At 35.8% G+C, this 26,115-nt stretch carries 22 protein-coding genes; 5 read left to right on the forward strand and 17 right to left on the reverse strand.

Annotated elements, in window-relative coordinates:
• Positions 1–75: 75 nt before the first annotated feature.
• The gene (murA, locus tag J0J69_RS07825) at positions 76–1,335 is read right to left on the reverse strand and encodes a UDP-N-acetylglucosamine 1-carboxyvinyltransferase (RefSeq protein WP_055244800.1); all 1,260 of its coding nucleotides are present in this window, start codon (positions 1,333–1,335) and stop codon (positions 76–78) included.
• A 439-nt stretch (positions 1,336–1,774) separates the two neighbouring features.
• Between murA and J0J69_RS07830 the strand changes: the two genes are divergently transcribed.
• From J0J69_RS07830 to J0J69_RS07845, 5 genes are all read left to right on the forward strand, one after another.
• Complete coding sequence (locus J0J69_RS07830) at positions 1,775–2,614, forward strand: fumarate hydratase (protein WP_055244802.1); 840 nt, start codon at positions 1,775–1,777, stop codon at positions 2,612–2,614.
• Positions 2,615–2,630: 16 nt separating this feature from the next.
• On the forward strand, positions 2,631–3,158 hold the full coding sequence (locus tag J0J69_RS07835; RefSeq protein WP_055275257.1) for a Fe-S-containing hydro-lyase: 528 nt from the start codon (positions 2,631–2,633) through the stop codon (positions 3,156–3,158).
• 27 nt (positions 3,159–3,185) lie between these two features.
• The gene (locus tag J0J69_RS07840; protein ID WP_055244806.1) at positions 3,186–4,367 is read left to right on the forward strand and encodes an NAD(P)-dependent malic enzyme; all 1,182 of its coding nucleotides are present in this window, start codon (positions 3,186–3,188) and stop codon (positions 4,365–4,367) included.
• Between the two features lie 33 nt (positions 4,368–4,400).
• Positions 4,401–4,580, forward strand: a complete 180-nt coding sequence (locus J0J69_RS13535; protein ID WP_147614350.1) for a DUF6440 family protein — start codon at positions 4,401–4,403, stop codon at positions 4,578–4,580.
• 569 nt (positions 4,581–5,149) lie between these two features.
• Complete coding sequence (locus tag J0J69_RS07845) at positions 5,150–5,410, forward strand: D-alanyl-D-alanine carboxypeptidase family protein (RefSeq protein WP_262941064.1); 261 nt, start codon at positions 5,150–5,152, stop codon at positions 5,408–5,410.
• Positions 5,411–5,434: 24 nt separating this feature from the next.
• Here the strand turns inward: J0J69_RS07845 and yfcE are convergent, their stop codons facing one another.
• From yfcE to J0J69_RS07925, 16 genes are all read right to left on the reverse strand, one after another.
• Positions 5,435–5,983 carry a phosphodiesterase gene (yfcE, locus tag J0J69_RS07850; protein ID WP_212725897.1) on the reverse strand — a complete coding sequence of 183 codons (549 nt, stop codon included), beginning with the start codon at positions 5,981–5,983 and terminating at the stop codon, positions 5,435–5,437.
• A gap of 240 nt (positions 5,984–6,223) precedes the next feature.
• Positions 6,224–7,561, reverse strand: a complete 1,338-nt coding sequence (gene glnA / locus J0J69_RS07855; RefSeq protein WP_068759173.1) for a type I glutamate--ammonia ligase — start codon at positions 7,559–7,561, stop codon at positions 6,224–6,226.
• A 266-nt stretch (positions 7,562–7,827) separates the two neighbouring features.
• On the reverse strand, positions 7,828–8,394 hold the full coding sequence (locus J0J69_RS07860) for an ANTAR domain-containing response regulator (RefSeq protein ID WP_055242511.1): 567 nt from the start codon (positions 8,392–8,394) through the stop codon (positions 7,828–7,830).
• Positions 8,395–8,725: 331 nt separating this feature from the next.
• On the reverse strand, positions 8,726–9,358 hold the full coding sequence (pyrE, locus tag J0J69_RS07865; protein ID WP_212725898.1) for an orotate phosphoribosyltransferase: 633 nt from the start codon (positions 9,356–9,358) through the stop codon (positions 8,726–8,728).
• A 39-nt stretch (positions 9,359–9,397) separates the two neighbouring features.
• Positions 9,398–10,114 carry an orotidine-5'-phosphate decarboxylase gene (gene pyrF, locus J0J69_RS07870; RefSeq protein WP_237252599.1) on the reverse strand — a complete coding sequence of 239 codons (717 nt, stop codon included), beginning with the start codon at positions 10,112–10,114 and terminating at the stop codon, positions 9,398–9,400.
• Positions 10,115–10,482: 368 nt separating this feature from the next.
• Positions 10,483–11,394, reverse strand: a complete 912-nt coding sequence (locus tag J0J69_RS07875; RefSeq protein WP_055242505.1) for a dihydroorotate dehydrogenase — start codon at positions 11,392–11,394, stop codon at positions 10,483–10,485.
• The gene (locus J0J69_RS07880) at positions 11,394–12,164 is read right to left on the reverse strand and encodes a dihydroorotate dehydrogenase electron transfer subunit (protein WP_055275267.1); all 771 of its coding nucleotides are present in this window, start codon (positions 12,162–12,164) and stop codon (positions 11,394–11,396) included. Before J0J69_RS07880 ends, J0J69_RS07875 begins: the two co-directional genes overlap by 1 nt.
• 113 nt (positions 12,165–12,277) lie before the next feature.
• A complete protein-coding gene (gene carB / locus J0J69_RS07885) occupies positions 12,278–15,463 on the reverse strand; it encodes a carbamoyl-phosphate synthase large subunit (RefSeq protein WP_212725899.1) in 3,186 nt (1,061 codons plus the stop codon).
• A gap of 38 nt (positions 15,464–15,501) precedes the next feature.
• Positions 15,502–16,566 (reverse strand): carbamoyl phosphate synthase small subunit, encoded by a 1,065-nt coding sequence (locus tag J0J69_RS07890; protein WP_212725900.1) that lies wholly within the window; start codon positions 16,564–16,566, stop codon positions 15,502–15,504.
• 15 nt (positions 16,567–16,581) lie between these two features.
• Complete coding sequence (pyrC, locus tag J0J69_RS07895; RefSeq protein WP_212725901.1) at positions 16,582–17,862, reverse strand: dihydroorotase; 1,281 nt, start codon at positions 17,860–17,862, stop codon at positions 16,582–16,584.
• 246 nt (positions 17,863–18,108) lie between these two features.
• On the reverse strand, positions 18,109–18,996 hold the full coding sequence (locus J0J69_RS07900) for an aspartate carbamoyltransferase catalytic subunit (protein WP_237252601.1): 888 nt from the start codon (positions 18,994–18,996) through the stop codon (positions 18,109–18,111).
• Positions 18,997–19,108: 112 nt separating this feature from the next.
• On the reverse strand, positions 19,109–20,473 hold the full coding sequence (locus tag J0J69_RS07905) for a solute carrier family 23 protein (RefSeq protein ID WP_055275275.1): 1,365 nt from the start codon (positions 20,471–20,473) through the stop codon (positions 19,109–19,111).
• 498 nt (positions 20,474–20,971) lie between these two features.
• Positions 20,972–21,613, reverse strand: coding sequence for an HD domain-containing protein (locus tag J0J69_RS07910; RefSeq protein ID WP_055242526.1), 642 nt, complete (start codon positions 21,611–21,613; stop codon positions 20,972–20,974).
• A 108-nt stretch (positions 21,614–21,721) separates the two neighbouring features.
• Positions 21,722–22,618, reverse strand: coding sequence for an ROK family protein (locus J0J69_RS07915; RefSeq protein ID WP_082411188.1), 897 nt, complete (start codon positions 22,616–22,618; stop codon positions 21,722–21,724).
• Positions 22,619–22,762: 144 nt separating this feature from the next.
• Positions 22,763–24,553, reverse strand: a complete 1,791-nt coding sequence (locus J0J69_RS07920) for an aminopeptidase P family protein (protein WP_055305069.1) — start codon at positions 24,551–24,553, stop codon at positions 22,763–22,765.
• A gap of 98 nt (positions 24,554–24,651) precedes the next feature.
• Positions 24,652–26,064, reverse strand: coding sequence for a DUF7309 domain-containing protein (locus J0J69_RS07925; protein WP_055275278.1), 1,413 nt, complete (start codon positions 26,062–26,064; stop codon positions 24,652–24,654).
• Positions 26,065–26,115: the final 51 nt, after the last annotated feature.

The following is a 26,115-nucleotide window of genomic DNA, read 5'->3' on the forward strand; positions in this document are numbered from 1 at the left end:
TTTGACAATTGCTATGAAATTAGTTAATTGCAAATAAAGTACTCTATCTTAGCATTCCATTTTTATTTTGTTTTATTATTCTGTTACAGTTTCACGCCAAACTTTAGCACCGATATTGTTTAATTTTTGTTCAATATTTGAATATCCACGATCAATATGGTATGTATTTCCGATTTCGGTTACACCCTCAGCAATTAACCCCGCAATCACTAATGAAGCTCCCGCACGTAAGTCTGTTGCTTTTACGCGAGCAGCATGTAATTTTGTTGGTCCTTGAACAATCGCAGAGTTTCCTTGAACTTTAATATTTGCTCCCATTTTATTTAATTCGAAACAATTTTTGAAACGATCAGAATAGATTGTATCTGTTACCATTCCAACCCCAGTTGCTTGTGTTAATAAAGTCACTAATGGTTGTTGTAAATCTGTTGCAAGTCCTGGATAAGTACTTGTTTTAAAATCAACGGCTTTCATTTCTTTGCCGCCACGTACAATGACATGATCTGCATGAACATCAATATCCACACCCATTTCGCGTAATTTTGCAATTAACGCCTCTAAGTGATGAGGAATAATGTTATCAATTTTAACTTCTTCTCCAGCGACAGCTGCTAAAGTAATATATGTTCCAGCTTCAATACGGTCAGGAATAATTGCATGACGTGTGCCATGAAGTGATGAAACTCCCTGAATACGAATTTCACCTGTTCCTGCTCCTTTAATTTTAGCTCCCATACTATTTAAAAGATTAGCTAAATCGATAATTTCTGGTTCTTTCGCAGCATTTTCGATTATCGTTGTTCCTTCTGCTTTAACGGCAGCTAACATAATGTTAATCGTAGCCCCTACTGAAGCAAAATCTAAATAAATCTTAGCTCCTGTTAATTTCTCGGCTTTTAAGCGAATCGCTCCCGATTCTTGTGTAATAGTTGCTCCTAAAGCTTCAAATCCTTTTAAGTGTAAGTCAATTGGACGTGGACCTAAGTAGCAACCCCCAGGCATTCCAATCACTGCTTCTTTAAATTTTCCAAGTAAAGCCCCCATAAAATAATATGAAGCTCGTAATTTATTTACTGCACCCTCTACTAATGGTGTATTGATTAAATTTGTAGGATCTATAATTAACTCGTCATTATCTATCTTATATGTACCATTTAATTGTTCAATCATCATCCCTAGATGCTCAACATCCACAATCTGTGGAACACCTTCTAAAATAACTGAAGAATCCGCTAAAATGGCCGCAGGAATTAAAGCAACTGTACTATTTTTAGCACTATCAATTCGGACCGTTCCGTTTAATGGACGTCCTCCTTCTATTTTAATCACTTCCATCGACGCTCTTCCTTTCTGTTTTTACACGAATACCTATTGTATTATATCAAACTTTAGCCCAAGTTGTTAAAGATATTTTCACCTTTTATAGCGCTTAAGACATAATTTTCAAAAAATTTCTTAATTATCTATTATCTCAAGTAGATTCGACACGAAATCGCTTTTGATTTTTGTTAATTTAAATAATATTTTATCAAAATGAACCGAACGAAAAAAGAAGAAGAAAAGACCTCTGTAATCTAGGATGATTACTTAGATTCTTTTATGGTAAAGTAAATTTCAAAAATGCAATCTTTTCTTTAGCAAGAATACGCTTCTCACTTCATATTTTTCAACATTAATTATCTTTTCCTATCGACTTATCATTATCCTCTCTGCTTTTTCTTTTCATCTATTGTCACATCCTGTAAAATACTAGGTGATAGGAGGGATTTCATCTATGAGAAAACTTGAAGTATCAAGCATTATTCCAAAGATTGAATCAATGTGTATTGAAGCAAACTATAATGCAAGCTCATCACTTATGACGACATTAAGACAAGCTCAAGAAAACGAAAGTTCTACTCTTGGGCAAACCATCTTAAGTCAAATTATTAAAAATGATGAAATTGCAACAAATTCACAAGTACCGATGTGCCAAGATACAGGAATTGTTGTCGTATTTGTTGAGATTGGTTCAAGTATTCAATTGATTGGAAACCTTGAAGAGGCCATTCATGAAGGTATCCGACGTGGATATCAAAACGGTTATTTAAGAAAATCAGTCGTTGCACATCCTCTAGACCGTATCAATACGAAGGATAATACGCCAGCCATCATTCACTACCAATGGGTAGAAGGCGATGAATTAAAAATTACGATTGCCCCTAAAGGTGCTGGAAGTGAAAATGTCAGTGCGGTTGGAATGTTAAAACCATCAGATGGCTATGAAGGGGTTAAACAATTTGTCCTAGATACGATTTTAAAAGCTGGAGGAAACCCTTGTCCACCGATTATTGTCGGAGTCGGGGTTGGTGGGAATTTTGAAAAATGTGCCCTACTCTCTAAGCAAGCATTAATGCGTCCATTAGAAGATACATCATCAGATGAAATTTGCGCACGTCTTGAAAAAGAATTATTAACTGAAATTAATGAGTTAAATATCGGTCCAATGGGGTTCGGTGGAAGCACAACTGCATTAGCCGTCAAAGTTAATGCTTATCCATGCCATATTGCATCTTTACCCGTGGCAGTCAACATTCAATGCCACGCCTCAAGACATGTCACAGAAATTTTTTAATTAAAGGATGAGGACAATGAAAATTAACTTACCGTTAACAAAAGAAGTCACTAAAAACTTAAAAGCTGGGGATATTGTTGAATTATCTGGGATCATTTATACAGCACGTGATGCAGCTCATAAACGATTAATTGAACGTTTAGATGCAAATGAACCATTACCATTTGATTTAAAAGATAGTATCATTTACTATGTCGGTCCAACACCTGAAAAACCAGGTGCCGTCATTGGATCGGCAGGTCCGACGACAAGTTATCGAATGGATGCTTACGCACCGACCCTTTTAGATTTAGGATTAAAAGGAATGATCGGTAAAGGTCCACGTAATCATGAGGTAATTGATGCGATGAAACGTAATGATGCTGTTTATTTTGCAGCTGTTGGTGGTGCGGCGGCGCTTCTTGCTTTACATATTAAAGAAGCTGAAGTGATTGCTTTTGATGATTTAGGAACAGAGGCGATTCGCCGCTTAGTGGTGGAAGATTTCCCTGTTATTGTGGCGACAGATTGTCATGGTAATAGTCTTTATTCAACTCAAAACTAATCGAAAAAACTATTTGGAGGATTTATTATGAATGTTTTTGAACAATCGTTAGCATTACATGCACAGGCTCGCGGAAAAATCGAGATTAATTCAAAGGTTAAGGTTGAGTCGAAGGAAGATTTAAGTCTAGCTTATTCACCTGGTGTTGCTGAGCCTTGTCGTGTGATTTCAGCAAATGAAGACGAAGTATATACTTACACAAGTAAAGGAAATATGGTTGCCGTCATTACGGATGGTTCAGCTGTTTTAGGACTTGGAAATATTGGTCCGAAAGCCGCTTTACCTGTTATGGAAGGAAAGTCTATTTTATTAAAACAGTTTGCTGGGGTAGACTCTTTTCCTCTTTGTCTTGATACACAAGATCCTGAACTGATTATTCAAACTTGTAAATTGTTAGCTCCATCTTTAGGAGGAATTAATTTAGAGGATATTTCGGCACCTCGTTGTGTCGAGATTGAGCGTCGTCTAATCGAAGAAATGGATATTCCGGTTTTCCACGATGACCAACACGGTACAGCTATCGTTGTGAGTGCAGCTTTAATTAATGCTTGCCAGTTAACCGATCGTAAATTAGAAGATTTAAAAGTAGTTGTGAGTGGAACCGGAGCAGCGGGAAGTTCCATTATTAAAATGTTAAATCAATTAGGGGTTGGGGATATTATCGGTTACAACATTGATGGAATTGTACATCGTGATAAAATTGATCGCTATGACTTCTTAACAAAAGAGTTAGTTGAAATTACAAATAAAGAAAACTTCATCGGTGATGATACATTAGCCTCTGCGTTAGTCGGTGCTGATGTATTTATCGGAGTCTCAGTTGCCAACATTGTGACACCTGAAATGGTTCGTTCCATGAATAAAGATCCTTTCATCTTTGCGATGGCGAACCCAAATCCTGAAATTATGCCAGAAGATGCATTAGCAGGTGGCGCTTTAGTCGTCGGAACAGGTCGTTCAGACTTCCCTAATCAAATTAATAATGTTTTAGCTTTCCCTGGTATTTTCCGTGGAGCTTTAGATGCGCGTGCCACAAAAATCAATGAAGAAATGAAATTAGCAGCCGCAATGGCTATTGCCTCATGTGTCCCAGAAGAAGAGTTACGCGCTGACTTCATCATTCCTTCGCCATTTGATCCAAAAGTCGCTGAACGCGTAGCAGATGCTGTTAAAAAAGTAGCAAAAGAAACTGGCGTAGCTCGTATATAAACAATATAATCTATATCGCTTTGGAGAAATTGAATATCGCTTCGATTTGTTGTTTCTTATGAACCAGGAGGCCTAAGTGATAAGTTGCATATCGTTGTTGATACGCAGACTGGGATTAACTACATAAAGATTTGTTATGATCATGTCTCTGGCCTAACTCCTTTATTATATAAATCAGTCATACTATCAACGTATTTTAAGAACTTAGCTTGACTTAAAATCTCTAGATTATGTATTGGTTTGTATATAGATGCCGAAGGACAAGTTGTTGTGAAACCCATTGCTAAAAAATAATATATTAAAACAGCATGATTGATTATGCTGTTTTTTTTACTGAGAAGGAATTAAACGTGATGCAAAAATTTAGAGGATTTATTACTATGTTGAAAACAATATTAACCGTTAGATGATGTATTAAAAAAAGTTATCCACAGCTATCCTATAATCAGATTTTTTGACGTTTAAATGTAAAACTAAATTTAGCTTCATATACTGAGATTAAAATGTCTAATTTAGAGCAATTTCCTCTGATTGTGAATAACTATTACGAGCTTCTTTCTTCTTCTGTACCTAAAAATTTAATTTACTTCCTACAATCACCCTATCGTACCTGTTAGGAAGTCGGGCATACCTTCTTATCACTCATATCTGATGCTAAAAAAGAAAAACTAAATCTTTCTATCCTATCGGTTTATGGAACTTATGACTGTTAAAAAAATCTTTATGATGAATATTGTTGAGAAGATGATTAACAAATAGCTGATACATACAGTCCACACCCAATTCATAGTGAGCATCAACCACAATGTGCATTTATCATGAATAAAGAAATGGAACCAACGAAAATCATTTGGTTAGGTGAATATGCCCATGAGTATAGATTCATTATTCGCTATCCACAACCACTAACTCATTTAACTAGGTATCAATATGAACCGTGGCATATCACCTATGTTGAGAAACCAGTAGAAGACCTGATAAAACAAAATCAAATTCAAATGTTAAAAAAATATAAAGTGAATTTTATGGATTATCGCTTATAAAAAAACTCGTCTAAAGACGAGTTTTTATTTTAGTGCGATTTCTTTGTAGACTTTTCCATCAAATGTTTTAACTTTAAACTGATCGTGATTTAAAATCCCATATGAATTTGGATGATTTTCTTTTGGTAAGGTTGTCGATCCTGGATTTAAGATGTACACACCATCTTGTTGTTTTAAAATTGGCACGTGGATATGACCAAAAATGAAGATATCACCTTCAATCAATGAGCTCGGAATTTGTTGATCATTATAAAGGTGTCCATGTGAGGCCATTAATTTACGATTTTTTAATGGAATGATGTTATAATCTGCTGTAATGGGGAATTCTAACACCATTTCATCAACCTCACTATCACAATTTCCACGAATCGCAATAATTTGGTGTTTGATACTGTTTAATAATTTAATAACTACTTGTGGATTATAGTCTTGTGGTAGCGGGTTTCTTGGTCCATGATACAATAAGTCACCAAGTAACACTAAGTAATCCGCTTGCTCTTCTTCAAAACGTTCTAATACTTTTTTTGCCCAATAAGCTGATCCATGAATATCCGATGCGAACATTAATTTCATCTGCTTCACTCCCTCTTTTTTTCTATACTTATTATAACAAGAACCTTATCTCTTTTATGTAAAAATTAAAAAATTGTGATTTGTTTTTGATTAATAAACTAAAAAAGACGACTGGATCAATTACAATTTGTAATTCAACCAATCGTCTTTTAGAACTTTTCTGCTTCCCCTCAGAAAAGTTCTTTATTTATTTAATACTCCCGAAATAAATATGATTTTCTATCTAAAAAGGTTCATCAATTATAACAAGCTCATGTAACGTTTTAATTCCCATTCATGAACAGCTAAACGATACTCATCGTATTCAGCATGTTTCGCTTCAACGAATTTTTCAAAAATATGAGCACCTAAAGCATCTTTAATAACTTCATCTTGCTCTAATAATTTTACAGCTTCTGATAATGATCCTGGTAAAGCTGTAATTGAATGTGCATCTAATTCTTCTTGAGTCATTTCAAAGATATTTTCTTCAACTGACGCTGGAGGTGTTAATTTGTTTTTGATTCCATCTAATCCAGATGCTAAGATTGCAGCTAATGCTAAATATGGGTTAGCTGATGGGTCAACTGAACGTACTTCTAAACGAGTTCCCATTCCACGAGAAGCAGGTACACGTACTAGTGGCGAACGGTTAGATGGTGACCATGCCACGTAAACTGGAGCTTCATAACCTGGAGTTAAACGTTTATATGAGTTAACTGTTGGGTTAGATACGGCTGTGAAGTTACGAACGTGTTTTAAGATACCAGCCATAAAATGATATGCTGTTTCACTTAATTGTAAATCTCCTTCTTTATCAAAGAATGCATTTGATCCATCTTCATTGAATAATGAAACGTTACAGTGCATTCCTGAACCGTTGATTCCAGCGATTGGTTTTGGCATGAATGTTGCATATAATCCGTGTTTACGAGCAATTGATTTAACAACTAATTTAAATGTTTGAATTTTGTCACATGCTGCTAATACATCATCATATTTGAAGTCGATTTCATGTTGCCCTGGAGCAACTTCGTGATGAGATGCCTCAATTTCAAATCCTAATTTTTCAAGTTCGATTACGATATCACGACGGCAATTTTCTGCTAAATCTAATGGTGCGTAATCGAAGTATCCACCGTGGTCATTTAATTCACCGGTTGGTAATCCATTCTCATCTAATTTGAATAAGAAGAACTCAGCTTCTGGCCCTAAATTGAAACGAGCAAATCCTAATTCTTTCATTTCACCTAATACACGGCGTAAGTTAGAACGTGGGTCTCCTGCAAATGGAGTTCCATCAACATTATGAACATCACAGATTAAACGAGCAATTTTAGCTTCTCCTGGCGTCCAAGGGAAGATTAACCATGTGCTTAAATCAGGATATAAGTACATATCACTTTCTTGAATACGAGTAAATCCTTCAATTGACGATCCATCGAACATCATTTGATTGCTTAATGCTTTTTCTAATTGAGATAAAGGAATCTCAACATTTTTTACTACCCCAAATAAATCTGTAAACATTAAACGAATAAAGTTTACTCCTTCTTCATGTGCAATACGTAAGATTTCTTCTTTTGTTAAAGTTGCCATTTAGAACTCCTCCTCATAATCCATTAATAATCATTGATTTTCCCAATTATAGATACTGCCCTATTCTAGATAATGATACACTCAGTGATTGAGTCTGTTAATCTTATCGACATTGATCAAAATTAACAAAAAAGGGTTCACTAAACAAGTGTTAAACAAAACACATTGTTTAATGAACCCCATTGTTCATCATCTATTAGTTTAAATATTGTTTCTTAAAGACGCCTTTGTCTATGTTTCCATTATATGAGATTTCTCTAATAAAATCAACTGTTTTTTTTATAACTTTTTAAAATTCTCTCAGCAAGTTCTAACTTACTAATTCGTAGTTCCATACTACGTTTTTGAATATAGCGATGTGCCTCATCCTCTGTCATATTCTGATTTTGTTGTAACGCACGCTTAGCTAACCGTATAGTTTTCTCAGTTTTTTGAGCTTGTTCTAATTCGTTAACTTTTGATTCTAATTGTCTGACTGTTTGACCGTATTTCGTCAAGACACGTAGCATCGTTGATAAAACAATGGATTGAACCGGCTTTTCACAAAATTCAAAATACGGATCTTGTCTATAATAAAACTTTTGATAAGACTTTCCTAATAATAAAACTGCTTGACGTTCATGAATCAATGTTTCTACAAGTGATACAATACTCATTCCTGGCAAATCTTCATCCACAATAACTACTTCGGGTGCTAATGCTTTTGACCGGCGAATTAAATCATATCCATCCGTCGTTATCCCTACGACTTCATAACCAGAACTCGTTACTTGGGACCTAATTGTTGACACTAATCTCTCTGATTGTGATGCAATAATAATACGCTCTCCCATGAATCCACCCTTTTCTAGTTAGAAAAACAATTCATTTTTCTCACTGTAAATTTATTATGTACTTGTCATTGTGACAAATACCTTACGTCATAACTAATAAATCTACTTATAATTATCATGCCCTCTATTTCATTCTTTGTCAATATTCACCCATCCTAAAATTGGAAAAACAAACAGAGACATAAATACATCTTATCAATTTTTTATAGTATTTTATAAATATTATCATTTGTTAATAACTTAGTTAAAAATAGATTCCTTCTTAATTAGATATTATTGTATATCATTTACATTTATAAAAAAGGAATCGAACATATCGATTCCTAATTAACTATTTTGTTAACCAACTTTCATCACTTGGATCTTTACGCCATGCCGATAATTTTTCAATTGATTCTTCAGAGATTTCTCCAATTTCTGCTGCAACTTCAACTAACGTTTGATAGTTACATAATGAAACATTTTTGCATGATGCTGCTTCTAAGTTCTTTAATCCTGTTTCTAATTCATATGAGAAGATAGAAACGATCCCTAATACATCGCACCCTAATTCACGTAAAACTTCAACAGCTTCAATTGAAGATTTTCCTGTTGAAATTAAATCTTCAACAACAACTACTTTCATTCTTTCTTTAACTAATCCTTCAACTTGGTTCCCACGGCCATGTTTTTTAGCTGATGAACGTACGTATCCCATTGGTAAGTCTAATTTATCTGCCATAATTGCAGCGTGAGGAATACCAGCTGTCGCTGTCCCCATTAACATTTCACACTCAGGATAATGTTCTTTTACAATTTCACATAATCCTGCTTCGATGTCACGACGAACTTCTGGATAAGATAATGTTAAACGGTTGTCACAATAGATTGGTGACTTAATTCCTGATGTCCAAGTGAATGGATTTTCTGGACGTAGTAATACGGCGTGAATATTTAGTAAATGTTTAGCAATTGTACGTTTCATAAATAAATCTCTCCTCATAGTTATAATATTTTATGAATCTTATAATCCAAGAAATTGTTTATTAATTAACTGATATGTTTCAACTGGGTTTTGTGCACGTGTAATTGAGCGTCCGACTACGATGTAATCTGATCCTAATTCTCGTGCTTTTTCTGGTGTGACGACACGTTTTTGATCATCTACACTGTCACTAGCCTGACGGATTCCTGGTGTACATGTTACAAAATCTAATCCTAATTTTTCATGAATTTCTTTTGTTTCTAACGCAGAGCAGACGATTCCATCTAGACCAGCCTCTTTTGTAAACTGGGCATATTTTAATACTGTGTTTGGTAACGTTTCATTGATTAAAATTTGCTCTTGCATCATTTCTTCACTTGTTGACGTTAATTGAGTCACCGCAATACATAATGGTCGGTTTTCACCTTCTGGGGTTCCTTCAATTAATCCTTCTACAGCAGCCTTCATCATTGGAATTGTTCCAGCTGCATGAACATTTACCATATCTACACCTAAGCGTGCTAAGTTTTTCATCGCACTCTTCACTGTGTTTGGAATGTCATGTAATTTTAAATCTAAGAAAATTTTATGGTTTTTCTCTTTTAAATACTTGATGATTTGAGGACCTTCTGCATAAAACAGTTCCATCCCAACTTTAACGTATAATGATTCTTCAAACTGATCAATGAATGCTTTTGTCTCTTCAAAATTTTTAAAATCTAATGCAATGATAACTGCTTTATTCACGTAGAACATCCTCCCTTTTAGTTGCTTTAATTCTAGTAACCCAATCTAATCTTTATAAAATTCAGAATAGTGCTAATCCCTATTTACCACTCAATTCAGCTTTTTATACACTCTAGCTTCAAGCTCCAGTCTTTTATACAAAAAAATCCTCTTTCAGCCTATGAGTATGCTAAAAGAGGATACACGAATTCCATAAAAATAATTGGGAATATATTAAAATATAAACGTGTTCTTCTCAGCCTCACGGGACCGAATTAAAGCTTTCTCAGTAATTATAGAAGATACCCTATTTTTTGTCAACTATTGAAGTAGTTTCTATCAAATTTTTATCCCTTTTTGAAAAAAAGTGTAGTCGATTACTAAACCTCTTTTATCATTTATTTATGAGCATATCCGACTGCATCGCTTAATTTTTCAAATCCGTATTTGTCTAATACTTCTGGTAAGCGGTCGATGATATCCACACATGCATATGGGTTGATGAAATTAGCTGTCCCTACAGCAACGGCACTCGCTCCTGCGTATAAGAATTCTAACACATCTTCTGCTGTCTCAATTCCACCCATTCCGATAATTGGAATGTTAACATTTTTATACACATCATGAATCATACGTAGTGCAACTGGTTTAATCGCAGGTCCTGATAATCCACCTGTTCCATTAGCTAAGATTGTTTTTCCTGTTTTTAAATCAAAACGCATTCCAAGTAACGTATTAATCATTGTAATTCCATCCGCCCCTGCCGCTTCAACTGCTTTTGCAATCTCAACAACATTTGTGACATTTGGGGATAATTTAATATAAACTGGAACACTTGAAACTTCTTTAATTGCTTTCGTTAATTCTGCGGCAACATTCGCATCTGTTCCGAAGGCAATTCCACCTTCTTTAACATTTGGACATGAAATATTGATTTCTAAAGCAGCTACATTGGGTGCTTTAGAAATTTTTTCAGCAACTGTAACGTATTCTTCTAATGTTTTACCTGCCACATTTGCGATAATTGGTAAATTATATTGTTCTAAAAATGGTAATTCACGCTCAATAATGACATCAACACCTGGGTTCTGTAATCCGATTGCATTTAACATTCCACCTGGTGTTTCAGCCACGCGTGGTGTAGGATTTCCAATACGCGGCTCATCGGTTGCAGCCTTAATCATGATAGATCCTAAACGTGACAAGTCATAATATTCAGCGAATTCCCGTCCAAATCCAAAGCATCCTGATGCTGGGATAACTGGGTTTTTAAGATTTAATCCTGGTAATTTAACTGCTAAACGATTCATTATAATGCAACCTCCCCAAGTTTGAATACTGGTCCTTCTTTACAAACACGAGCCATTTTCCCACTGTTTAATTGACAAACACAAGCATAACAAGCTCCAATTCCACATGCCATGCGCTCTTCAAATGATAAATATCCTTTTTTCGTTTGACCGAATTGTTCATCAATCGCTTTTAACATCACTTTTGGTCCACATCCATAAATCCAGTCGAAGTTTAATTGTTTGTCATTGATTAATTCAACAACATTACCTTTGTAACCATGACTACCATCCATTGTCGTGATGTATACGTCTGCATAAGCTTTAAATTCTTCTTCATAGAAAACATCAACTGAAGAAGCGAATCCTAAAACAGCGATCACTTTGTTACCTTTTGCATGTAATCGTTTGGCCATTTCGTACATTGGTGGAACTCCAATTCCTCCCCCAACTAATACAACTGTTTCATTTGCTTGAACATCTTCAATATCGAATCCTGTTCCTAGCGGTCCTAAAATATCAACTTGTTCACCTGCTTGTTTTTGAGAAAGAAGTTTTGTTCCTTCTCCTTCTGCACGGTAAATCATCTTAAATTGATTTAACTCTTGATTAATCTCACAAATTGAGATTGGACGTCTTAATAGTGGATAAGCCACCTCGTTAATTTTAATATTGACGAATTGCCCTGCTTGCAGCATTCCTTGAACTAAGTTTCCACTTAAAATAATTTCATACACATTTTTTGCAATTAACTTTTGACTGACAACCGTCATATTCTGAACTTTACGCATAGATGGAACCCCCTATAATCTAGATTCTATTTAAATTAAACTTCTAACTATACTTTATTTAATTGCTTATTGAAACCGACATCTAAAAAGATGTCGGTTTTATAAACATTGGATTAGATAGCTGCGTCAATTGCAAAGCTCATTGATTCTAATACTTTATAAACCGCGCGCGCTGTATCTAATGATGTTAAACATGGAATGTTATTTTCTACCGCTTCACGACGAATTAAGAACCCATCTGTGATGCGATCTTTTTTACTTACTGAGAATGTATTGATAACGAATTGAACTTGTTGTCCACGGATTACGTCTAAAACTGTTTTACCTTCTTCACCGATTTTTGCGATTGGAACAGCGTAAATTCCGTTTTCATGTAATAACCTACAAGTTCCTTCTGTTGAAATTAATTCATATCCGATTTCAGTGAATTGACGTGCTAGTTCTACTGCTTCTTCTTTATCTTTATTTCCAATGGTGAATAAGATGCGTCCATGTGTTGGCATCTTCATACCTGCTGCAACTAACGCTTTGTATAATGCCTTTTCTAACGTACGATCCTTACCGATTGCTTCCCCTGTCGACTTCATTTCTGGGCCTAAAGAAATGTCTACTTTACGTAATTTTGAGAACGAGAAGACTGGTGCTTTAACATAAACACCTTCAGAATGTGGATGATATCCTGTTTCATATCCTTGCTCAACTAACGATTGCCCTAAGATTGCCTTTGTTGCAATATTAGCCATTGGGACGTTTGTGATTTTACTTAAGAATGGTACGGTACGAGATGAACGTGGGTTAACCTCTAATACGTAAACTTCTTCTTCTTTCGTCACAACGAACTGGATATTTAATAATCCGATGATTTTTAAACCACGAGCAATACGTGTTGTATAATCGATTAATTTATCCATAACTTCTTTTGATAACGTTTGTGGTGGATAAACTGCCATTGAATCCCCTGAGTGAACTCCGGCGCGTTCAATGTGTTCCATAATTCCTGGAATATAAACATTTTCTCCATCAGAAATAGCATCGACTTCAACCTCTTTACCTGTTAAGTAACGGTCGATTAAGATTGGATTTTCCCCATTTTCTTTTAATGCCTCTTTCATATAGCGTTCGATTTCAGCATCATTATCGATGATTTCCATCGCACGCCCACCTAATACATATGAAGGACGTAATAAGACTGGGTAACCGATACGGTTAGCAATTTCTTTTGCCCCTTCAACTGATTGGCAAGTTGCTCCTAATGGTTGAGGAACTTCTAAATCTTTTAATAATTTTTCGAATTGATCACGGTCTTCTGCACGGTCAATATTTTCTAAAGATGTTCCTAAAATTTTAATTCCACGTTCTTGTAACTTAGATGCTAAGTTAATTGCTGTCTGTCCACCGAACTGAACGATCACTCCTTCTGGTTGCTCTAAGTCAATCACATGCATAACATCTTCGATTGTTAATGGTTCAAAATATAATTTATCTGAAATTGAGAAATCTGTTGAAACTGTCTCAGGATTATTATTAATGATAATTGCTTCATATCCTGCTTGTTGAATTGCCATTACACAGTGTACTGTTGCGTAATCAAACTCAACCCCTTGTCCGATACGGATAGGTCCTGAGCCTAATACAACAACGCTTGGTTTATCTGTACGTTTTGATTCATTGAATGTTTCGTATGTTCCATAGTAGTAAGGTGTTTTTGATTCAAATTCTGCACTACATGTATCTACCATTTTATAAACTGGCATTAATGATTTTTCTTTTCGGAAGTTGTAAACATCTAATTCAGTAGAATTCCAGTATTTTGCGATTGTAATATCAGCAAACCCTAAACGCTTAGCTTGTCCTAAAATGTCTAGGTTCCAAGGATTTTCTTTTACAACTGATTCGAAATCGATGATTCCTTTTAATTTCGTTAAGAAGAATAAATCAATTTTTGTGACGTTGTGGATTTCTTCGATTGTTGTTCCACGGCGGATTAACTCACTGATCACGAATAAACGCTCATCATCTGCAAACTTCGTACGTTTCCATAAGATTTCATCTGATTCTTCTTTTAATGATTCTAACTCAACATGATAAACCTTTGTTTCTAATGAACGAACAGCTTTTAATAATGACTCTTCAAAGTTACGCCCAATTGCCATAACCTCTCCTGTTGCCTTCATCTGAGTTCCTAAACGACGATTAGCTGAATTGAATTTATCAAATGGCCAACGTGGGATTTTAGCAACAACATAATCTAATGCTGGCTCGAAGCAAGCATAAGAAACACCTGTCACTGGGTTGATGATTTCATCTAATGTTAAACCTACAGCGATTTTTGCTGCGATTTTTGCGATTGGATATCCTGTTGCTTTAGACGCTAAGGCTGATGAACGAGAAACACGAGGGTTGACTTCGATAACATAGTAGTTAAAGCTATTTGGATCTAAAGCTAACTGTACGTTACATCCACCTTCGATTCCTAAAGCACGGATAATTGTTAATGAAACATCACGTAACATATGGTATTCACGATCAGCTAATGTTTGAGATGGAGCGACGACGATAGAATCTCCTGTATGAATTCCAACTGGATCAAAGTTTTCCATGTTACATACGACAATCGCATTATCATTTGCATCACGCATCACTTCGTACTCAATTTCTTTATATCCCGCAATTGATTTTTCAATTAAACATTGTGTAACTGGTGATAAATTTAATCCATTTTCAACAGTTGTACGTAAACCTTCTTCATCTTCTACGATTCCTCCTCCGGTTCCACCTAATGTAAAGGCCGGGCGAACGATAATTGGATATCCGATTTCATTTGCGAAGTCTACTGCTTCTTCAACGGTATTAACAATTACCGATTCTGGAATTGGTTGGTTTAATTCAAACATTAATTCACGGAACATGTCTCGGTCTTCTGCTTTTTTAATGGCTGCTAAATCTGTTCCTAAAATTTCAACACCACATTCTCTTAAAATTCCATCCTCTGCTAATTCAACGACTAAGTTTAATCCAGTTTGTCCTCCAAGTGATGGTAAAACGGCATCTGGGCGTTCCTTTCGGATAATTTTGCTTAAAAATTCTTTCGTTAAAGGTTCCATGTAAACTTTATCAGCAACTTCTGTATCTGTCATAATTGTCGCTGGGTTTGAGTTAACGAGAATGACTTCATATCCTTCTTCTTTTAAAGATTGGCAGGCTTGTGTTCCTGCATAGTCGAACTCTGCTGCTTGCCCGATGATGATTGGTCCTGAACCAATAACTAAAATTCGGTTAATATCTGTACGTTTTGGCATCCTTGCTTCCTCCTAATTTCTCTATTTCATCATAAAAATTATTTTAAATTAGTAATAAAACGATCGAATAAATAACTTGCATCGTCTGGTCCTGGTGATGCTTCAGGGTGGTATTGAACAGTAAATGCTTTATATTCTTTATGTTTTAATCCTTCAACTGTGTTGTCATTTAAAGCAACATGAGTGATTTCTAGTGGTGTATTTTCAACTGATTGACGACATACTTCATATCCATGATTTTGAGAAGTAATGTGAACTTTGTTTGTTTCTAAATCTTTAACTGGATGGTTACATCCACGGTGTCCAAATTTCATTTTCTTCGTGTCTGCACCATTTGCTAACGCGAATAATTGATGCCCTAAGCAGATTCCCATTAATGGATATTTTTCCTGAACTTCACGAATCATTGGTAAAGCTTCAACGACATCTTTTGGATCCCCAGGTCCGTTACTTAAAACAACTCCATCTGGATTTAAGTGATCGATTTGAGAAGCTGTCGTATTAAATGGGACAACGATGACTTCACATCCACGTGCTGTTAAGTCACGGATGATTCCTTTTTTCACACCAAAATCAACTAAAACAATACGATGTCCCTTTCCTGGTGCTGAGTAAACCATTTTTGTTGATACCTGTTCAACATGACGATCTAATACTGGTGTTGCTTTTAACTCTGCTAAAATTTCTTCATTACTTTTATTGATGTCTGCAATCATTCCACGGATAGCTCCATGCTCACGAATTTTAATTGTTAAAGCACGAGTATCCACATTACATAAACCTGGTACACCTTTTGCTTCTAATAATTCGCTTAATGTTTTTGCTGAACGCCAGTTTGATGGCACTTCACAATACTCTTTAACGATTAAGGCTGATGCTGATGGTGAGAATGATTCAAAGTCATGATCATTAATTCCATAGTTACCGATTAAAGGATACGTCATCGTAACCATTTGCCCAAAGTATGATGGGTCCGATAAAATTTCTTGATATCCTGTCATCCCTGTATTGAATACGACTTCCCCGATCATCGGTTCAAGGCATCCAAATGCTGTTCCTAAAAATACTGTTCCATCTTCTAATACAAGCTTACGATTATACATCATTTAACCCTCCTATTAATTCACCTGTTCGTCTTTGTAGGTCACTTTGCCACCTACTAATGTCATCACTGGCCATCCCGCTACACGGTAACCATTAAATGGCGTATTCTTTCCTTTTGATAAAAATTGAGTTGAATCAATTTCCATCTCTTTATCTAAATCGATGATGGTAATGTCTGCTACTGCTCCAACTTCTAATTTTCCGTATGGTAAATTGAAGATAGTTGCAGGCTTTGTACTCATACAATCAATTAATTGTTTTAATGTCATCTTCCCTGTTTTAACGAATGTCGTATACATTAATGGAAAAGCTGTTTCTAATCCCACAATCCCAAATGGTGCTGTTTCAATTCCCCATGCTTTTTCATCTTCATGATGTGGAGCATGATCTGTTGCAATAACATCAATTGTTCCATCTAATAAACCTTGCACACATGCTATGCGATCAGCATCAGCACGTAGTGGCGGATTCATCTTGAAGTTTGGATCATCGTTAACGATGTCTGTATCACAAAGAATTAAATGATGCGGTGACACCTCAGCAGTCACATTAATTCCTTGGGCTTTTGCAAATCGAACTAATTCAACACTTTCCTTCGTACTAATGTGGCAGATATGGTAATGAACCCCCGTCGCCTGAGCTAACATAATATCACGAGCTATTTGCGCTGATTCGCTAACTGATAAAATTCCGCGATGTCCATTTGCTTTTGCGTATTCTCCATCATGTAAATATCCACCGAATAACAAACTATCATCTTCACAGTGTGCAACAATTGGTTTATTCACAGCCTTGGCACGTTGCATCGCTTGATACATTACACCCGCTTCTTGAATTCCACGTCCATCATCTGAAAACCCTAAGATACTTGTTTCTGATAAAGCCTCAACATCAACAATCTCTTGTCCTCTCTCACCAAGGGTGATAGCTGCATACGGGAAAACACGTACTTGTGCCGATTGTTGTAATAACCCTTCGATATAGGTCACACTTTCCATTGAATCTGGGACTGGAATCGTGTTTGCCATCGCTGCAATCGTTGTATATCCACCACGTGCGGCAGCTTTCGTTCCTGTTTCAATTGTTTCTTTTCGCTCATACCCTGGTTCTCTTAAGTGAACATGAACATCGATTAATCCTGGCGAGACTAATTTTCCTGCTAAATCATAAACTTGTGCCTCAGTATTTTCAATACATTCAGTCATTTTAATAATGATTCCATCTTTGACTAAAAGGTCAACAGCTACTAATTCATTACTCTCATTGATTTGTCGCCCATTTTTTAAAAGAATCATGACACTTCACTCCCTACTCCATAAGTTTCTAATAGTATTTAGCCCTACTACTTGAATTGAACTATTATAACTTTTACTCTTATATCATCTAGTTTCAATTTACCCTACCAGCGGAGGATAGCTACGGTCTTAATCTACGTAGCCCAGGGATCTCATTCCCTAGCAGTTGAGGATTAGATTGTCTTCAACAATCGCCAGGGATCCCATTCCCTACCAGCGGAGGATAGCTACGGTCTTAATCTACGATTAATCCACGTAGCCCAGGGATCCCACCAACACTGCCATTCGAATAAATACCCCATTACTCATTTGTTTGAAGATTCGACTACGTTTACATTCAACGACATCGTCTGCAATTTCTACTCCGCGGTTAAATGGGGCTGGATGCATAATGATAGCTCCTTCTTTCATGCGTTTTTCACGTTCAACCGTTAAGCCATACTGCTCATGGTATTCTTCTTTTGTTAACTGCATTCCACCGTGATGACGCTCATGTTGAACACGAAGTAACATGATAATATCCATTTCTTCTAGCACATCATCTAAGTTCTCCCATGCGTATCCTTCTTCTTGGAATTGTTCAGGAGCTACTAAGTGAACCTCCATTCCTAATCGGTTCATCACTTCGATATTTGTGTGAGCTACACGAGAGTGCGCGATGTCACCAACGATTGCAATTTTTAATCCTTCAAATTTACCGTACTCTTGATAAATCGTTAATAAATCTAATAATGATTGGGTTGGATGATTTCCACTTCCATCTCCTCCGTTGAAGATTGGAATGTTTAAATTAGGAATTAATTCTTCGAAGTAATTATTTTGTGGATGGCGAATTACCACTCCATCAACTCCGATTGCTTCAAACGTTTTGACAGTATCGTATAACGTCTCACCTTTTTGAACACTTGACGTTTCAGCTGTGAAATCCATTGTTTTTAATCCTAATTTTTGTTCTGCCATCATAAATGAGTATTGCGTTCGTGTACTCGGTTCAAAAAAGAGATTAGCTACCACTTTTCCTTCAAGTTGTGGAATTGTTTCACCAGATGCATAACGATTAGCACGTTCTAAAATTTCCATAATTTCTTCTACTGTAAAATCTGACAATCGTGTTAAATGTTTAATAGCACTCATAATTTCACCCTTTTTTATATAAAATTAAACAATATTCTTCCTTTTTTAACAATATTTTCTATAAAAATATTTATAAAAAAATCAGCAAAGAAGCTGACTTTTTTATAAAGGACTAAATAGCCGTTGTTTGTTCCTTAGTCATTACTGTTTCTGAAGTTGTTGATTCTTCTCCAACTACTTCTAATTCAAATTCAGTTTTGTTAGATCTTTGTCCATAAGAGGCTTCTTTATCTGGTAAGATTAAGTGTAAGATCACACCAATAATTGCGGCTAATGCCATTCCTGATAAAGTAATTTGACCGATGTTGATCGTTAAGCCTCCAATTCCTACGATTAAGATAACTGCTCCAATAATTAAGTTGCGTTGACGTCCGAAATCGATTTGGTTATTGATTAAGACGCGTGCCCCTGATGAAGCGATAACTCCGAATAGAAGAATACTTACTCCCCCCATTACGGCACTAGGAATTGTTTGAACTAATGCGGTAAACTTACCAATAAATCCTAAAGCAAAGGCTGTCACAGCTGCTCCACCGATGACCCATACAGAAGCAACTTTTGTTAATCCAATGACTCCTGTATTTTCACCATACGTTGTATTAGCAGGTCCACCAATAAATCCAGCGAAGAATGTTGCTACTCCATCACCGATTAATGTACGATGTAACCCAGGATTTTTTGTTAAATCACGCCCGACGATTGATCCCAAAACTAAATGATCTCCAATATGTTCTGTAATTGTTACAATGGCTACTGGCACCATGATTGCTGCTACTTCTAAGTTAAAGACTGGTTTTGAGTGTAAGAACGCAAAATTAGGCATAGCGAAGAGGCTTGCTTCATTAACTGCGCTAAAGTCGACTAATTGGAAAGCGACAGCTGAAATATATCCCACAACAATTCCGCTAAAGATTGGAAGTAGTTGTAATAACCCTTTTGTATAAGTTGAGACAATAATTGCTGTTAATAATGTAATTAAGGCAACCACTATATGTTCTGATGCCATGTTAACAGCTGTTCCTGCCAAACTTAACCCAATGACCATAATTGTTGGTCCGATAACAACCGGCGGTAAAATTTTATTTAACCAATCTGTTCCGATAAACTTAATGATCAAAGCAATCACTAAATAAACTAGCCCAACCATCATTAATCCACCCATTACGGCTCCGTAATTTGGATGACTCGCAATTGAACCATCTGCATTCAAAGTTGCTCCAAGAGCTAATGCTGAAGTAATTGGGGCGATATAAGCAAATGATGATCCTAAATAAACAGGTGATTTCCCTTTTGTAACAAATAAATAAAATAACGTTCCAATTCCTGATGATACTAATGCTAAACTAACTGGTAGTCCTGTTAACATCGGAACAAGTACTGTTGATCCAAACATGGCTAACACGTGTTGAATGCTTAACGCAATCCAATGTGCTACTTTCGGTTTTTCATGCACATCTAAAATTAATTTCTTTTCCATTATAATTCCTCCTTAGATGACTTATCCTATCGGATATCCTTACTTAGAAAGAACACGAAGTTGGTAATAAGTTAGTTTAGACTAGTTAAGTTCGTTCCTATAAAAATTCGTAAAATTCTGCAAGATTGCTTACCTAGTATTAGTCATATTAGAAACAAGATATCATTCCAATCTAGCTTCGAGCAGCAGATTTTCTACCAAGTCACCTCATGTCATTAAACTCAAAATTCGAGTTTAGACTACGAACTACGACCTGTATGAAATTTCAATTGCCACTTTCAGCTTTTTAAATAAAAAATCCTCTTTCAGCTAACTTAGGTAGGCCAAAAGAGGATACACGAATTCCATTAAAGGAAGATATAGTTCTATTATCTTTTAAACGTGTTCTTCTCAGCCTCACGGGACCGAATTAAAGCTTTCTCAGTAATTATAGGAGAAACAGGAAAAAAAGTCAACCTTTAATCAATTTTAATCACAATATTCGACTCTATTTTTTATTTAGGCTTGTCCCTTCCATTCATTCAAAAATTCCTCGACGAACGTCACCATGAATTCATGGCGCTGATTAGCGATTTTTTTCGCTGTTTCTGTATTCATTAAATCTTTTAATTTAAATAATTTTTCATAAAAATGATTAATAACTGTTCCTTTATGTTGGCGATAAGCCGTCTCATCTTCAAACTCCATTGGTAGGATATTTTCATCATACATTTTAGTTCCTCTTGATCCACCATACATAAATGTTCGACCAACTCCAATTGCTCCAATGGCATCTAATCGGTCCGCATCTTGAACAATTTTGGCTTCAAGTGTGTGAACAGGTTCACCTGTTCCCCCCTTATAAGAAATATTTTCAATAATGTAGAAAATTTCTTTAAGCTCTACTTGGCTACATCCAAGTGTTTGCAAAAAGATTAATAATTTAGCCTGTTGCTCTCTTGAATCTTCAAATAACTTGGAGTCAATGACATCATGAACTAACGCTGAAATTAAAACGACACGTTCATTTCCACCCTCTGATTTTAAAATAGCTTTAGCATTTTTATAAACACGAATCGCATGATCTAAACTATGACCACTCGTATCTTTGCCTAGCTCCTCTTCTAAAAATTCAACAATACGTGGATAGACTTGTTCCATTTTATTCAGTCCTTTCATAGATGCTTGATTAAACTTATTATATCACCCTCACTTTAAAACGTCTTTTAAATTCATCAAACAAAAAAAGGAAGTCACTAAAGACTTCCCTTAAGCTGTATATGTTAAATAATGATAAAGCGCACCTATTAAATTCGAATCATTTCTAAACGTACATGGAACTACTTGGACACCAGGTTTATAGTTCCCAAAATTATCTGAGAAACTATCCACATTTTTTCTAATATATTCTAGCAATAATGGTTGAGCACTAATTCCCCCACCAATGGCCACACGCTGTGGATCAATTACACATTGAAGGTTAACAATTTGTGCTGCGATTTGTTTTGTAAATTCATCTAAAATTGCTAAAACTTCTTCATCTCCTTCATTTGCTTTTTCAAAGATGAAATAACCATCCACCTCATCTGGATTTAACTGTTTTACTTCAGCCACTTTACTTGATAATTGTCTTGCTCCACCGCTAAATCCCCACGTATATTCACCATCATCTAATTTTTGATTATTTAAACGCATTGAGCTAAACTCTCCTGCAAATGATGACGAACCTTTATGAACCTTACGGTTAATGACAACCCCTCCGCCAATACCTGTTCCAAGAACAATGACAATCGCATCATTCACATCTTGCAAGCTACCTCTCCACACTTCTGCTAAAGCTGCACATTTCCCATCATTTTCAATTGTGACCTTAACAGGACAGCGCTCTTGAATTAATTTGACAATTTCCACGTCTGTATTATATCTTAAAAATCCTCCACTATAAGCATAACCACGTTCAACATCTAAAACCCCTGGCATACTAATGGCTATTCCTTCAACTTCATCTTGATACTGATCATACAAAGAGCCAATAACTTCAATTAAACTTTCAACTTTATCAAGTGGTGTTTTAACACTACCTTTTTCTAAAATGGTAGCTTCTTCATCCATTTTTGCATATTTAATTGCACTTCCACCGATATCTAAAACTAAATACTTTTTCACGTAAAATCCCCCTCACTTAAAAATGAATTCGTTTACAGGGTTATCATATCACATTAAGTCAGCAAAATTTCAAGCATTTTGTTAGTTTTATCTAATATTTAGTAATTCATTCGCACTCTCTCTATATTATAAGGATAAGGTTTATCATCTGCTTAATTGAATAGCCTCACGTTTTAACCATTCTAAAGCTTTTCCTGTTAAATGAGGAGATAAGGTTTCGACTACTTTTTGATGATACTGATTAAACCAAGCTAATTCTTCATCATTTAACATCTCAACAATGATTGCTTTTGTATCAATTGGGAAATACGAGATCGTTTCAAACTCATAAAACTCTCCATATTCAGTTGCACATTTTTCAACAACGAGTAATGTATTTTCAATGCGAATTCCATGGCGACCCGCTTCATAAACCCCTGGCTCATTTGTTGTCATCATTCCTGGTTGCAGAGGAACAGTTTGTGTTAATCTAAATCCTTGTGGCCCTTCATGAACACCACCAAAGTAAGAAACACCGTGTCCTGTTCCACAACGATAATCTAAACCATGCGACCAAAGTGGCTGGCGTGCTAAAATATCTAAATTTCCTCCTGAGCATCCTTTTTGGAAGACTGCTTTACTCAAATTAATATGGCCTTTTAACACTAGGGTATAATGAATTTTCTCTTCTTCTGTTAATTCACCTAAGACAAATGTACGTGTAATATCTGTTGTTCCATCTAAATATTGACCTCCAGAATCAATGAGTAAAAACCCTTTTTTCTCAATCAGTGAGCACTTTTCTTTTGTCGGATTATAATGCATCATCGCCGCATTTGCACCATAAGCAACAATGGCCCCGAAACTTGATCCATAGTTTAACGGCTGATGTCGACGATAAACTTCTAAAATTTCACGCACATCGTATTCTGTCACTAATTCCCCAGCATCTAATTTTTCATAAATCTCTTGCATGGCACCGACTAAGGCACAACTATCTTTGACTTGGGCATTGTGGGTATTTTTAATTTCGGTTTCATTTTTGACCGCTTTTAAGTTGTTTACAAGATCAAATCCCGCTACAACTTCAGCCCCTTCATGATTAACTAGCACATGATATAAATAATAATTCACCGTCTCAAGTGGACATAAAATGCGCCCAGACACAACAGATGAGGCCAATATCTCATCGATTTCATCGTACTCCTTCAAGGTCACTCCATTAGTTGTTAAGTAGTTAGTCACCTCATCTGATAAGCGATGCGAATCAACAAATAAATAAGCTGACTCTTCTAATACAAGTGCATACGATACCACTAACGGATTAAATAAAATATCATCCCCACGAACATTAAATAACCAAGCGATACTTCCTAATGACGTTAACACATATCCGTTTAAGTTTGATTTTTTCATCTCTTGACGAACCATGTTTAACTTATCAGCACAGCTGTATCCCGTATATTTGGTCTCATGAATAAAAACATCTGTACTTGGAATCGCTGGACGATCCGTCCAAATTGAATCTAATAAGTCATGTTCTCCACAGACTTTGATTTTTTTTGGCTCAAATGTTTTTAACATTTCTAAAACATTTGAAGCGGCTAATACTTTTCCATCAAACCCCACACAACTTCCTTCCTGTAATGTATTAGCTAAATACTCAGTAATTGTCGGGACACCTGATTGTCCCATTTTAAATAATTGAACTTCACTACCAGCAAGCTCTGACTCTGCCTGAATAAAGTAACGACCATCTGTCCAAAGTCCACTTTCTGTCTCAGTAACAACTAGTGTCCCTGCTGAACCTGTAAATCCTGATAAGTAGGCGCGTCCTTGCCAATGTGTTGCGACATATTCACTTAAGTGCGCATCTGCACTCGGAATAATGTATGCTTGTACCCCAATTCGTTTCATTTCTGTTCTTAATGCTTTAATCTTTTCATTGACGTTCATAGTTTTCTCACTCCTTATTCACGTTAAGAAGATTGTAGCACGTTTCCTATCAACAGTCATTTATTGGAAAAAGAAAAAACGACTAAATCGTCGTTTCCTCAAAGACAATTATTAATCACGAGTAATAATGACCGATAATTCGGGATAATTTCATCTTCACCTAAAACGGTAACAAAGTGTGAGAGGACGGGTTTACACTGTGCTAAAACATCCTTTTCAAGTTGTTCTGGCAACACATTTAGACAAATATCTTTCACAGCATCTCCTGTCCATTCACTTGGAATTTGATCTCGAATCGTATACATCGCTAAGACAAATGTTTGAGTAATTAACTTATATTGTTCCTTCGCTTGTTCACTCAAATCATCAAGTGCTTGTTGGATTTGAAGCGTATCTGTAATTTGGTCTGCAAACATAATTAACTTATCAATATCTGACTGTTCACTCTCAATGACTTTAACTGTGTTAGAACTTGCATTCTGTAATTCTTCAAAAATATATTCGGCAAATTCATGAGCTCGCGCTGTATGATAATCGATAGAAAGTTTTACATCAATTTGTTTACAAACATCTTCAAGTAGTGCATAAGTATCTTCATCCTCTGCAATAATTTCACACGGTCTAATTTTAAGTTCAAGAAATTGCTTTGCTAGTTCTGTAACAATATCTGTCAAGTAAAGCGCAGCTGTTTCCTGAACATCCAGATAAAAAAGTTGTCCTTCTTCAGAATCAACAAGTGCAGTAACAAGCATAAAAAATGGTTGGCCAGAACCGACCTCAACGACAGGATTAGGCAAATAAAACTGAATTGCTTCTAATGTAATTAGTAATTTGGGTAATTTCTTCACTCGATAAGCTAACAAATCGTTTTGAAAAATAGTTTTCTTAGGCGTAGGTGCTTTCTTATACAATGTAGCATCGACAAACGTACCGTCCCATCCTTTTTCTTCTGTATAATATCTTAAATAATATTTACTATCATAAATCTCTGGCACTTTTAAATCTTTCGTCAACTCTAATCTTGCGACAATCATTGCTTGCTCTAATGCTTTCGTTAAAAATCGACATTGCCATCCATCCGTTAGATACCATGAATAAATTCCTGGATGATGATAACGAAATCTTGGACATTCATTTTTCCCTTTAAACTGATAGCCTAAAAACATCGCCTGCTCATCATCATGCTCTGTCAAAGCTTCTGGGTTTTCAAAGCTCACGGTTAAACAATTTTTCTTAACCTCTGCTTTCATGAAAATATGATCCATATACGCTAAACTCGCCTTATCATATAAATAGCGATACGATTGATAACCGGCCTCTCCTAAATAGACTGATAATGAAAAATGCTCTCCCATCATTCCCATAATGCTACAAAATCCATCTATATCTCTCTCATCATCGTGAATGATAAATACTTGAGAGGCATACATCCATTTCCATGGTTGTAATTTTCGAAAAGCAATTGCTGCTTCATACAATTTGTGCAGCTCAACATTTGTCGCAATCCCCATTACACATCACCCTCTCTATGCCCATCTTAAATCCCTCTACTTAAATAATAT

Source organism: Turicibacter bilis (assembly GCF_024499055.1).
Taxonomy (GTDB): domain Bacteria; phylum Bacillota_I; class Bacilli_A; order MOL361; family Turicibacteraceae; genus Turicibacter; species Turicibacter bilis.

Coding starts and splice junctions, on each gene's coding strand:
- murA (WP_055244800.1), bottom strand. CDS start 1,335: ATGGAAGTGATTAAAATAGAAGGAGGACGTCCATTAAACGGAACGGTC.
- J0J69_RS07830 (WP_055244802.1), top strand. CDS start 1,775: ATGAGAAAACTTGAAGTATCAAGCATTATTCCAAAGATTGAATCAATG.
- J0J69_RS07835 (WP_055275257.1), top strand. CDS start 2,631: ATGAAAATTAACTTACCGTTAACAAAAGAAGTCACTAAAAACTTAAAA.
- J0J69_RS07840 (WP_055244806.1), top strand. CDS start 3,186: ATGAATGTTTTTGAACAATCGTTAGCATTACATGCACAGGCTCGCGGA.
- yfcE (WP_212725897.1), bottom strand. CDS start 5,983: ATGAAATTAATGTTCGCATCGGATATTCATGGATCAGCTTATTGGGCA.
- glnA (WP_068759173.1), bottom strand. CDS start 7,561: ATGGCAACTTTAACAAAAGAAGAAATCTTACGTATTGCACATGAAGAA.
- J0J69_RS07860 (WP_055242511.1), bottom strand. CDS start 8,394: ATGGGAGAGCGTATTATTATTGCATCACAATCAGAGAGATTAGTGTCA.
- pyrE (WP_212725898.1), bottom strand. CDS start 9,358: ATGAAACGTACAATTGCTAAACATTTACTAAATATTCACGCCGTATTA.
- pyrF (WP_237252599.1), bottom strand. CDS start 10,114: ATGTTCTACGTGAATAAAGCAGTTATCATTGCATTAGATTTTAAAAAT.
- J0J69_RS07875 (WP_055242505.1), bottom strand. CDS start 11,394: ATGAATCGTTTAGCAGTTAAATTACCAGGATTAAATCTTAAAAACCCA.
- J0J69_RS07880 (WP_055275267.1), bottom strand. CDS start 12,164: ATGCGTAAAGTTCAGAATATGACGGTTGTCAGTCAAAAGTTAATTGCA.
- carB (WP_212725899.1), bottom strand. CDS start 15,463: ATGCCAAAACGTACAGATATTAACCGAATTTTAGTTATTGGTTCAGGA.
- J0J69_RS07890 (WP_212725900.1), bottom strand. CDS start 16,566: ATGTATAATCGTAAGCTTGTATTAGAAGATGGAACAGTATTTTTAGGA.
- pyrC (WP_212725901.1), bottom strand. CDS start 17,862: ATGATTCTTTTAAAAAATGGGCGACAAATCAATGAGAGTAATGAATTA.
- J0J69_RS07900 (WP_237252601.1), bottom strand. CDS start 18,996: ATGAGTGCTATTAAACATTTAACACGATTGTCAGATTTTACAGTAGAA.
- J0J69_RS07905 (WP_055275275.1), bottom strand. CDS start 20,473: ATGGAAAAGAAATTAATTTTAGATGTGCATGAAAAACCGAAAGTAGCA.
- J0J69_RS07910 (WP_055242526.1), bottom strand. CDS start 21,613: ATGGAACAAGTCTATCCACGTATTGTTGAATTTTTAGAAGAGGAGCTA.
- J0J69_RS07920 (WP_055305069.1), bottom strand. CDS start 24,553: ATGAACGTCAATGAAAAGATTAAAGCATTAAGAACAGAAATGAAACGA.
- J0J69_RS07925 (WP_055275278.1), bottom strand. CDS start 26,064: ATGGGGATTGCGACAAATGTTGAGCTGCACAAATTGTATGAAGCAGCA.